The organism is Achromobacter sp., assembly GCF_049647645.1.
In the GTDB taxonomy this organism is placed as follows: domain Bacteria; phylum Pseudomonadota; class Gammaproteobacteria; order Burkholderiales; family Burkholderiaceae_B; genus Achromobacter.
Map to the genome: position 1 here is coordinate 1 of NZ_JBARYB010000165.1, position 10,753 is coordinate 10,753.

The 10,753-nt window shown below is 67.3% G+C and carries 10 protein-coding genes; 7 read left to right on the plus strand and 3 right to left on the minus strand.

The window, feature by feature from the left end:
* Nucleotides 1-280: 280 nt before the first annotated feature.
* Entirely contained in the window at nucleotides 281-1,333 is a 1,053-nt protein-coding gene (locus tag WBB14_RS19670; RefSeq protein ID WP_424241319.1) for a serine hydrolase domain-containing protein, read from the minus strand.
* 24 nt (nucleotides 1,334-1,357) lie between these two features.
* Nucleotides 1,358-2,554, minus strand: a complete 1,197-nt coding sequence (locus WBB14_RS19675) for a pyridoxal-phosphate-dependent aminotransferase family protein (protein ID WP_424241320.1) — start codon at nucleotides 2,552-2,554, stop codon at nucleotides 1,358-1,360.
* 222 nt (nucleotides 2,555-2,776) lie between these two features.
* On the opposite strand from WBB14_RS19675, the gene WBB14_RS19680 reads away from it, so the two are divergent.
* The 7 genes from WBB14_RS19680 (at nucleotide 2,777) to WBB14_RS19710 (ending at nucleotide 10,424) form a co-directional block, all read left to right on the plus strand.
* A complete protein-coding gene (locus WBB14_RS19680; RefSeq protein ID WP_424241328.1) occupies nucleotides 2,777-3,511 on the plus strand; it encodes a GntR family transcriptional regulator in 735 nt (244 codons plus the stop codon).
* 100 nt (nucleotides 3,512-3,611) lie between these two features.
* Entirely contained in the window at nucleotides 3,612-5,183 is a 1,572-nt protein-coding gene (locus WBB14_RS19685) for an ABC transporter substrate-binding protein (protein ID WP_424241321.1), read from the plus strand.
* A 59-nt stretch (nucleotides 5,184-5,242) separates the two neighbouring features.
* The gene (locus WBB14_RS19690) at nucleotides 5,243-6,160 is read left to right on the plus strand and encodes an ABC transporter permease (RefSeq protein WP_424241322.1); all 918 of its coding nucleotides are present in this window, start codon (nucleotides 5,243-5,245) and stop codon (nucleotides 6,158-6,160) included.
* Nucleotide 6,161: 1 nt separating this feature from the next.
* Complete coding sequence (locus WBB14_RS19695) at nucleotides 6,162-7,073, plus strand: ABC transporter permease (RefSeq protein ID WP_424241323.1); 912 nt, start codon at nucleotides 6,162-6,164, stop codon at nucleotides 7,071-7,073.
* A gap of 2 nt (nucleotides 7,074-7,075) precedes the next feature.
* Nucleotides 7,076-8,065 (plus strand): ABC transporter ATP-binding protein, encoded by a 990-nt coding sequence (locus tag WBB14_RS19700; RefSeq protein ID WP_424241324.1) that lies wholly within the window; start codon nucleotides 7,076-7,078, stop codon nucleotides 8,063-8,065.
* Nucleotides 8,062-9,033 carry an ABC transporter ATP-binding protein gene (locus WBB14_RS19705; RefSeq protein ID WP_424241325.1) on the plus strand — a complete coding sequence of 324 codons (972 nt, stop codon included), beginning with the start codon at nucleotides 8,062-8,064 and terminating at the stop codon, nucleotides 9,031-9,033. Before WBB14_RS19700 ends, WBB14_RS19705 begins: the two co-directional genes overlap by 4 nt.
* On the plus strand, nucleotides 9,030-10,424 hold the full coding sequence (locus tag WBB14_RS19710) for a M20 family metallopeptidase (RefSeq protein ID WP_424241326.1): 1,395 nt from the start codon (nucleotides 9,030-9,032) through the stop codon (nucleotides 10,422-10,424). Before WBB14_RS19705 ends, WBB14_RS19710 begins: the two co-directional genes overlap by 4 nt.
* A gap of 1 nt (nucleotide 10,425) precedes the next feature.
* On the opposite strand, the gene WBB14_RS19715 is transcribed toward WBB14_RS19710, so the two are convergent.
* Nucleotides 10,426-10,753, minus strand: a 328-nt coding sequence (locus WBB14_RS19715) for a LysR substrate-binding domain-containing protein (protein ID WP_424241327.1), incomplete at its 5' end; no start/stop codon positions are given.

A 10,753-nucleotide genomic window follows, 5' to 3' on the forward strand; every position in this document is an offset into this window, starting at 1 on the left:
CGTCCGGACTGCGGGATTCCGATGCTCGCCCCGGTGGGGCTGCGCTTCGGATCCCTCCGTCCGGCCACCGGCTCAAGGCATCTGCCCATGAACGGGGTTCAAAACCAACGCATTAGGCGACTGCCAGCCGAGGACCCCGGAGCCATCCGAAGCGCAGCCCCATCGGGGCGAGCATCGGAATGGCGCAGGGCAGCCTCGGCGGCTAAAGAACCCTGACATCCGCAAGCTCGAAGCCCCCGCCCCTTAAATCCTGAACGTCAAAATCCAAGCCAAAAACGATCTATGCGCCAGCATCCACCGCCCCCAGGATCTTCCCGAACAACGCATCCGCATGCGCCGAGTCCAGCCAACGCACGATCACCACCATCTGCCGTTCCGGCTCCACCCACGTAAACGAGCTACCCGCGCCCACGCCAAAAAAGCTGGAAGCCGGCACGCTAGGGAACACGCGGCCTTCATGATTCAGCCAGATCAGATAGCCGTAGTACGGCGCGATCGCGCATGGCGTGCGCATATCCCGGATCCATTCGCTGGACAGGATGCGGCGGCCGTTGGCCATGCCGTCGTTCAGCAGCATCTGGCCGATCAGGGCCTGGTCGCGGGCGCTGATGGACATGCCGCCGCCCCAGTGCGAACCGCCCGGCACGGACGGCATGCGCTGGCCGTCGATCTCGACCCAGGCGTTGTCGTAGCCTACCCATTGCCAGTTCTCGCTGGCGCCGATGGGGCGTGTGACGGCCTCGCGGAAGACCTCGGGCAAGGGCTTGCGGAACAGGTGCAGCAGCGCATACGACAGCTGGTTGATGCGCACGTCGTTGTATTCCCAATACGTGCCGGGACGCTGCAAGGGCCGCGCGTCGCCCTTCTTGCCGCCGGGCGGCACGCCGAAGGTGACGGCGCGGTAGCGGTCGGCCTGGTCGGACACGCCGAAGCGTTCGCCTTCCCATTCGCTGGTCTGCTGCAGCAGGTGACGCCAGGTGATGTCCGCGTTCTGCCCTTCGTCGAAACCGATGCCGCGCACGCGCTTGCCCACGGGTTCGTCCACGTCCGGCAACAGGCCGCGGTCGTGCGCCACGCCGGCCAGGATTGCCAGATAGAGCTTGGCCACGCTGAAGGTCAGGTCGGCGCGCTCGGGCTCGCCCCAGGACGCGATGGTCTCGCCGCGCACGGTGACCACGCCGGACACGGGGCCGCGGTCGTGAATGGGGCCAAGCAGGCGGTTCCAGGGCGGCGGATCGTTCAGGTGCACGCCGAAGTTGCCCTTGACGCTGCGGTCCCAGGCGGATTCGTGGTCGTTGGCGAATTGGATCGCCTGCTGCATGAGTGTGTTCATTGTTTCCCTCGTTATGTGTGTGTCTCAGGCCGCTACGCTTGCGCGCGCCCCGGATAGGAATTCCATTGCCGCCTGCACGCCGCCCGCTCGATGCGGCACGCCCGCCGCGGCCAGGCCCATTTCCACGCCGGCCAAGGTGCCGCACAGCGTCAGGTCGTTGAAGTGGCCCAGGTGGCCGATGCGGAACACGCGGTCAGTCAGCTTGCCCAGGCCCTGCCCCAGCGACATGTCGAAGCGTTCCAGCACCAGCTTGCGGAAGGCGTCGGCGCCGTGGCCTTGCGGCATGATCGCCGCAGTCAGCGCCGGGCTATGCGCGGCCCGCTCCAGGCTCAGGAGTTCCAGTCCCCAGCCGGCCAGCGCCAGGCGCGTGGCCTGGGCGTGGCGTTGGTGGCGCGCGAAGACTTGCGGCAAGCCTTCTTCGCGCAGCATGGCCAGGGCCTCGTGCAGGCCGTAAAGCAGATTGGTTGAAGGCGTGTACGGAAAGTAGCCGCGGGCGTTGGCGGCGAGCATTTCGCGCCAGTCCCAGTACGAACGCGGCAGCCGCGCCTGGTCGGCCGCGGCCAGGGCACGCGCGCTGACAGCGTTGAATGCCAGCCCGGGCGGCAGCATCAGGCCTTTTTGCGAGCCGGCCACCGTGACGTCCACGCCCCATTCGTCGTGGCGGTAGTCGATGGAACCGAGCGATGAGATCGTGTCCACCATCAACAGCGCCGGATGCGCGGCGCCGTCGATCGCGGCGCGCACGGCCGCGATGTCGCTGGTCACGCCGGTGGAGGTTTCGTTGTGCACCACGCACACGGCCTTGATCTGACGTTGCTTGTCTTCGGCCAGATGGGCGGCGATGGCCGCCACGTCCACCGGATGGCGCCAGTCGCCTTCCAGGAAGTCCACTTCCAGGCCCAGCCGCCCCGCCAGCTTGCGCCACAGGCTGGCGAAATGGCCGGTCTCGACCATCAGCACGCGGTCGCCGGGCGACAGGGTGTTGACCAGCGCGGCCTCCCAGGCGCCGGTGCCGGAAGACGGGAAGATCACCACCGGCGACTGCGTCTGGAACACCTGCTTGATGCCTTCAAGCACGGCCAGGCCCAACGCGCCGAACTCCGGTCCGCGATGGTCGATGGTGGGCTGGTCGATGGCGCGCAGCACGCGGTCGGGCACATTGGTCGGCCCCGGAATCTGCAGGAAATGCCGGCCGGACGGATGACTGTTCAGGGTAAGCATGCGTAGTCCCAAAGTGGAATATTTTTGTATACCAACAAAAGGCGCCAAGCAAACAAGCAGGGGATGCCCGGCATGCGGACTTGCGGCATGCGTCACTCTATCCCATTGTTTTTACGTTAATAACCTAGGGTATACACCCATCGGGCGATACGGAAGTACCGGTTTATAGTCTCGCAAAACACGGGGAATTTTTGTATACCAATGAGCAGCGTTTCCAGCCTGATGCCTGATTCCGGCGCCGCCAACGTGGCTGCCGAAACCGCGCCGCCGCTTGCGGCCCGCGGCGCGGGCAACGGCCGCACGCTGCCGGCCACGGTGGCCGGGCAATTGCGCGAACGCATCATCCAGGGTGAGTTCCCGCCCGGCACGCGGCTGAACGAGCGCACGCTGTGCGACCTGCTGGGCGTGTCCCGCACACCCTTGCGCGAAGCCTTCCGCGTGCTGGCCGCCGAAGGGCTGGTGCAGATCGAGCCGAACCGCGGCGCGCAGGTGGTGGCGCTGTCGGAGGCCAACATCCGCGAGGCCTTCGAGGTCATAGGCGGACTGGAAGCCATGTCCTGCCGGCTGGCCTGCGAACGGGCCACGGACACCGAGATCGCCGAGATCCGCGCCCTGACCTACGAAATGATGGCCAGCCACGCGCGCCACGACCTGCCCACCTACTTCCAGACCAATCGCGCGATCCACGAACGTATCAGCCTGGCCGCGCACAACAGCCTGCTCAAGCAGCTGTACGACGCCCAGAACGCCCGCATCCAGAATCTGCGCTTCGTCTCGAACGAGAACCGCCAGAAATGGGATCTGGCGATGCGCGAGCACATCGAGATGGCCGAAGCCCTGGACGCGCGCGACGCCGACCGGCTGGCCGGCATCATGCGCCAGCACTTGCAGCGCAAGTGCGAGGCGGCGTTGAAGACCCTGGGCCAGGCGCCCGCCGCGGTGGCCGATTCAGGCTGACGCCCCCTCTTGCGCAAGCAGGACAGCGGGCCGAGTCGCCCGCATGAATAGAAGATGTCAGATACGCAGTACGTGCAGTGACTTCCACAGGAGCCTCACCATGACTGATTTCCGCATCACCCCCGCAGCATCCGCGCCGACCCGGCGCAGCGCCATTCCCCTCAAGGCCCTGGCCGCCGCCCTGCTGGCCTGCGCCACGCTGGCGGCCCAGCCAGCGCTGGCCGGCAAGAAGGACGACACGCTGCGCATGGCCTACGACCAGGCGCCGGAAAGCGTGGATCCCTACTACAACAACGTGCGGATCGGCGTCATCATCGCGGCCAACGTCTGGGACACCCTGCTCTACCGCGACCCCGTCACCAACGAATACAAGGGCCAGCTGGCCAAGAGCTGGAAGCAGGTCGACGACAAGACCATGGAGTTCGAGCTGCGCCAAGGCGTCAAATTCCATAACGGCGAGGAGTTCGACGCGGACTCGGTGGTGTACACGCTGAACTACGTGGCGGACCCGAAGAACAAGGCCGTGACGCAGCAGAACGTGGCCTGGATCGACAAGGTCGAGAAGATCGACAAGTACAAGGTGCGCCTGATCACCAAGGAGCCCTTCCCCGGCGCCAAGGAGTATCTGTCCACCACCGCCGCCATCCATCCGGCCAAGTACTACCAGGAAGTCGGCCCCAAGGGCATGAACGCCAAGCCGGTGGGCTCGGGTCCCTACAAGGTGGTGGACTACCAGCCGGGCAAGTCCATCACGCTGGAACGCAATGCCGACTACTTCAAGGATTCGCCCAAGGCTCAGCCCAAGATCGGCAAGGTGGTGATCCGCTTCATCCCCGACCGCCAGACGCAGATGGCCGAAGTCATCTCGGGCGGCGAAGACCTGATCATGAGCGTGCCCAAGGACCAGGCCGAGCAGCTGGGCGGCATGCCCTCGCTGCAGATGGTCACGGGCAACACCATGCGCATCGTGTTCATGCAGATGAACATCCAGGAAGGCACGCCCGCGCCGCAACTGAAGGACGAGCGCGTGCGCCGCGCCATCATCCACGCCATCGACCGCGAGTCCATGCTGAAGAACATCGTGGGCGAAGGCGGCGGACTCATCAATACCATCTGCACGCCTTCGCAGACAGGCTGCACCCAGGAAGGCGCCCCGGTCTACAAGTACGACCCGGCCCAGGCCAAGAAGCTGCTGGCCGAGGCCGGCTACCCCAACGGCTTCGACATCGACCTGGTGGCCTACCGCGAGCGCAACCAGACCGAGGCCATCATCAACTATCTGCAGGCGGTCGGCATCCGCGCCAAGCTCAACTTCCTGCAGTACGCCGCCATGCGCGACATGATCCGCGCCAACAAGGCCTCGCTCACGCACCAGACCTGGGGCTCCAACCTGGTCAACGACGTGTCCGCCTCCACGCCGGTGTACTTCGCCTTCGGCAACGACGACGTCACCCGCGACGCGCAGGTGCGCGACCTGCTCACCAAGGGCGACCGCACCATCGACAGCGGCGCGCGCAACGCCGCCTACAAGCAGGCGCTGGACCTGATCGCGCAGAAGGCCTATGCGGTGCCGTTGTGGACCCTGCCCGCCTACTACGTCGCCACCAAGGACGTGAACTTCAAGCCCTATTCGGATGAACTGGTGCGCTTCTGGGACATGAGCTGGAAGTAGGCCGCGCGCCGGCCCTGCATCGCGCTGGGCCGGCGTGAGTCCAACGAAGAGGAAGCCCTATGCTGCATTTCACGATCAGGCGCCTAGGCCTGGCGCTGCTGGTGGCGCTGACCGTCTCGATCCTGGCGTTCCTGCTGCTGCACCTGTCCGGCGACCCGGCGCTGGCCCTGGCCGGCGAAGGCGCGCGCCAGGCCGACATCGACATGATCCGCAAGACCTACGGCCTGGACCGACCGCTGGCGGTGCAGTACGCGGACTGGCTCTGGCACATCCTGCAGGGCGACTTCGGCACCTCGGTGTATTTCAAGACCGAGGCCGGGCCGCTGATCCTCTCCAAGCTCAAGACCACCCTGCTGCTGGGCATGGGCGCGCTGGCCTTCGCGCTCTTGATCTCGATTCCGCTGGGCGTGCTGGCCGCGTTGTACAAGGGCAGCCTGATCGACCGCATCTGCCTGGCCGTCGCCGTGCTGGGCCAGGCGCTGCCCAACTTCTTCTTCGCGCTGATCCTGATCATGCTGTTCTCGATCTCGCTGCGCATCCTGCCGGTGTCGGGCAGCGGCAGCTGGCAGCATTTCGTCATGCCGGCCATCGCGCTGGGCTACTACGTCGCGCCCGCCTTCATGCGCCTGATACGCGCCGGCATGATCGAAGTCCTGGCCGCCGACTACATCCGCACCGCCCGCGCCAAGGGCTTGCCGGCGCGCAAGATCGTCTTCAAGCACGCGCTGCGCAACGCCATCGTGCCGGTGGTGGCGCTGGCCGCGGTGCAGCTGGGCTACCTGCTGGGCGGCTCGGTCGTCATCGAAACCATTTTCGCGCTGGACGGCCTGGGCTACCTGGCTTACCAGAGCATCACCTACAAGGACTATCCCGTGATGCAGCTGATCGTGCTGCTGCTGTCGGTGCTCTACGTGCTGCTGACCCTGGCGGCCGACATCGCCAACGCGTGGCTCGACCCGCGCATCCGGGTGTCCTGACATGAATACGCCTACCCTTACCCCGCCCGCTCCCGGCGTCCAGCCCCCGCTGGAACTGTCCGCGTCCGCCCTGCGCTGGCGGCGGCTGCGCCGCAACAAGGCGCTGCTGGCCGGCGGCGGCATCCTGCTGGTCATCGTGCTGATCGCGCTGTTCGCGCCCTGGATCTCGCCGCATGATCCTTACTTCCAGGACCTGGCCTACCGCACCGCGCCGCCGGTCTGGTACGCCAAGGGCACCTGGCTGCATCCGCTGGGCACCGACCAGCTGGGTCGCGATTACCTGTCGCGCCTGTTCTACGGCGCCCGCATCTCGCTCTTGATCGGCATCAGCGTGGCGCTGATCTCGGGCCTGATCGGCACAGCCATGGGCATGGCGGCCGGCTACTTCGGCGGCAAGGTCGACATGGCGGTGTCCTTCCTGATCACCACCCGTTTGTCCATGCCCGTGATCCTGGTGGCGCTGGCCACGGTGGCCATCGTCGGCGGCTCGCTCTGGGTGGTGATCCTGGTGCTGGGCCTGCTCAAGTGGGACCGCTACGCGGTGGTGATGCGCAGCGCCACCCAGCAGGTGCGTTCACTGGAATACGTGGCCGCGGCGCAGGCGGCGGGCGCATCCACCTGGCGCATCGTCTGGGGCGAAGTGTTGCCCAACGTGGTGCCGCAGTTGATCGTGATCGCCACGCTGGAAGCCGCCAGCGCCATCCTGCTGGAAGCCTCCCTGTCCTTCCTGGGCCTGGGCGTGCAGCCGCCGTTGCCATCCTGGGGCCTGATGATCTCGGAGGCCAAGGCCTATATGTTCTTCTCGTTCTGGCTGATCGCCATCCCCGGATCGGCGCTGGCTTTGCTGATCTTCGCGATCAACCTCGCCGGCGACGGGCTGCATCAACTCCTGACGCCTGAAGAGAGGGCCTGAGCATGAGCGACACGGACATCGTGCTGGACGTGCAGGGCCTGACCGTAGACATCGCCACGCCGCGCGGCGCCCTGCATGCGGTGCGCGACGTATCGTTCCAGGTCCGGCGCGGCGAAACGCTGTGCCTGGTGGGCGAATCCGGCTGCGGCAAGTCCATGACTTCGCTGGCCATCATGGGCCTCTTGCCCAAGGCCGCGCAGCGCAGCACGCGCCGGCTGTCGGTGCTGGGCGAAGACCTGTCGGCGGCGCGCGGGCGGCGCATCAACGCGCTGCGCGGCAGCAAGATGGCCATGATCTTCCAGGAGCCGATGACGGCGCTCAACCCCGCCTACGCCATCGGCGAGCAGTTGACCGAGCACTACATCCACCATTGCAAAGCCAGCGCGCAGCAGGCGCGCGACCGCGCAGTCGAGCTGCTGGAGAAGGTCGGCATCGCATCGGCCGGGCAACGGCTGTCCCAATACCCGCACCAGCTGTCGGGCGGCCTGCGCCAGCGCGTGATGATCGCCATGGCGCTGATGTGCGGCCCGGAGCTGCTGATCGCCGACGAGCCCAGCACCGCGCTGGACGTCACAATCCAGGCGCAGATCCTGCGGCTGCTGGCCGACCTGCAGGCCGAGCTGGGCATCGCCATGGTGCTGATCACTCACGACCTGGGCGTGGTCGCGCGCATCGCCCGCCAGGTCGCGGTGATGTATGCCGGACAGATCGTCGAGGAAGGACCGGTGGCGGAGCTGTTCGCCTCGCCGCGCCATCCCTACACGCGGGGGCTGCTGGGCTGTATTCCCGTGCCCGGCCGCACGCCGCCGGGCGAAGCGCTGGGCACCATCCCGGGCGTGGTGCCGGCGCTGGTGGGCGAGCTGCGTGGCTGCGCCTTCCATGACCGCTGCCCGCATGCGCAAGCGCAGTGCCGCAACGAAGTCCCCGTGCATGCTGCCGACTCCGGCCAGCAGTGGCGCTGCATCCTCCACCCCGAAGGAGTCCCGGCATGAGCCCCTTGCTGCAAGCCGAGGCCGTCAGCAGGCAGTTCTCGATCCGCTCGGGCATGTTCCGGCCGCGCAGCACCCTGCATGCGGTCAATGGCGTGGACCTGGCGGTGGAGCGCGGCGCGGTGCTGGGCATCGTGGGCGAATCCGGCTGCGGCAAATCGACGCTGGCCCGCATGCTGCTGGGCCTGACGCCGCCGACCGAAGGCGCGATCCGCCTGGACGGGCAGGACATCCGCAGCCTCGGCCGGCGCGCCCTGGCGCGCCGCGTCCAGCCGATCTTCCAGGATCCATATTCTTCGCTGAACCCGCGCCGCTCGATCGCCTCCATCGTCTCGCTGCCGCTGGAAGTGCACGGCATCGCCAATCCCAAGCAGCAGAAAGCCATCGAGATGCTGGAACGGGTCGGCCTGCCGCCGCGGCTGGCCCACAACACGCCGGGCCAATTGTCCGGCGGGCAGCGCCAACGCGTCGCCATCGCGCGGGCGCTGGTGATGCATCCCGAGATTGTCATCTGCGACGAGCCGACCTCGGCGCTGGATGTGTCGGTGCAGGCCCAGATCATGAATCTGCTGATGGACCTGCGGCGCGAATTCAACCTGACCTATGTCTTCATCAGCCACAACCTGGCGGTGGTCGAGCATATCGCCACCCATGTGGCGGTGATGTACCTGGGCCGGGTAGTCGAATCCGCCGCCACCGCGCAGCTATTCCACGACCCGCGCCATCCCTACACGCAGGCGCTGCTGGCCTCGGTTCTGACGCCCGAGCCCGGCCTGGGCATCCCCGACATGGGCCTGGGCCTGTCGTTCCCGGACCCGTTGCGCCCGCCTTCCGGCTGCCCCTTCCATCCGCGCTGCCAGCAGGCCATGGCGCAATGCAAGACCGAACGCCCGGCCTTGATCCGGCGCGAGCAATCCGTGGTGGCCTGCCACCTCTATCCCCCTACCCCCAACGGAGTCCAGCCATCATGACCCGCGCACTAGCCATCGCCCAGGCGGAACAGTGTTTTGATTCCGGCGCGTTCCGCGCCCTGCTGGCGCGCCGCCTGGCTCAGCCCACGGAAAGCCAGAATCCGGCGCGCGCGCCCGAACTCGCCGCCTATCTGGAAGCCGAGATCCGGCCTGCCTTCGAGGCGCTGGGCTTCACCTGCCGCACGCTGACCCACCCGAAGGCGCTGGCGCCGTTCCTGTACGCCGAACGCATCGAGGATCCGTCCTTGCCCACCGTGCTGGGCTATGGCCATGGCGACGTCATCCGCGGCCTGGAAAAGGAATGGAAGGAAGGCCTCTCGCCCTGGGCGCTGATCGAGTCCGAGGGCCGCTGGTACGGCCGCGGCATCGCCGACAACAAGGGCCAGCACAGCATCAATATGGAAGCCTTGCGGCTGGTGCTGGAGACGCGCGGCAAGCTGGGCTTCAACGCCAAGTACCTGATCGAGATGGGCGAGGAAACCGGCTCCATGGGCCTGCGCGATCTGTGCGAGGAACATCGCGCATTGCTGGCTGCCGACCTGCTTATCGCCTCGGACGGACCGCGGCTGAGCGCGGAGCGCCCCACCATTTTCCTGGGTGCGCGCGGCAGTCTGAACTTCGACCTGAGCATCGAGGCCCGCGCGAGCGGCCACCACTCGGGCAACTGGGGCGGCCTGATCTCCAACCCCGGCATCCAGCTGGCCCATGCGATCGCCACGCTGGTCTCGCCGACCGGCCAGATCCGCATCCCCGAATGGGTGCCGCGCGAGCTACCCGACGCGGTGCGGCGCGCACTTGCCGACTGCCAGGTGGACGGCGGCGCCGACGGCCCCGAGATCGAACCCTGGTGGGGTGAACCGGGCCTGTCGCCGGCCGAGCGCGTGTTCGGCTGGTGTTCGTTCGAGGTCCTGGCCTACAAGACCGGCAACCCCGACACGCCAGTGAACGCCATTCCGCCGCGCGCCTGGGCGCGCTGCCAGCTGCGCTTCGTGGTCGGCGTGGACCCGGACGACCTGGTGCCAGCCCTGCGCCGCCACCTGGACCGCCAGGGCTTTCCCATGGTCCAGATCACGCTCACCCGCGAGAACATGTTCCGCGCCACCCGCATCGACCCCGACGATGCCTGGGTGCGCTGGGCGGTGGATTCGCTGGAACGCACCTCTGGCGCCAAGACCGCCGTGCTGCCCAACCTGGGCGGCTCCCTGCCCAATGACATCTTCACCGATGTACTGGGCCTGCGCACGATCTGGGTACCGCATTCCTATCCCGGCTGCTCCCAGCACGCGCCGAACGAACATCTGCCGCCGGCCTTGTTGCGACAGGCGCTGGGCCTGATGACGGGGCTGTACTGGGACCTGGGCGCGGGCGGCACGCCGGCGCTGGCGCGCTGAACTAAGGTCGGTTGCCCGGCGCCTGCCGCGCCCGCAGGAAATCGATGAAGCGCCGCACCTTGGCGCTGACGTGGCGGGTGTCGGGATAGACCGCGTAGACCTCCTGGCGCGGCAAGGTATACGAAGGCAGCACGCGTTGCAGCGCGCCCCGCGCCAGCGGTTCTTCCAGCAGCCACTCGGGCAGCGCGGCCACACCGCATCCCGCCACGGCGAACGCCAGCAGGGCCGAGGCCGTGTCGGCCTGCGCCACCGGCGCCACGCGCAGTTCGTGCTCGCGACCCTTGCCGTCCGTCAACCGCCAGCGGTCGCTGCGCCCCGGCCTGTTGGCC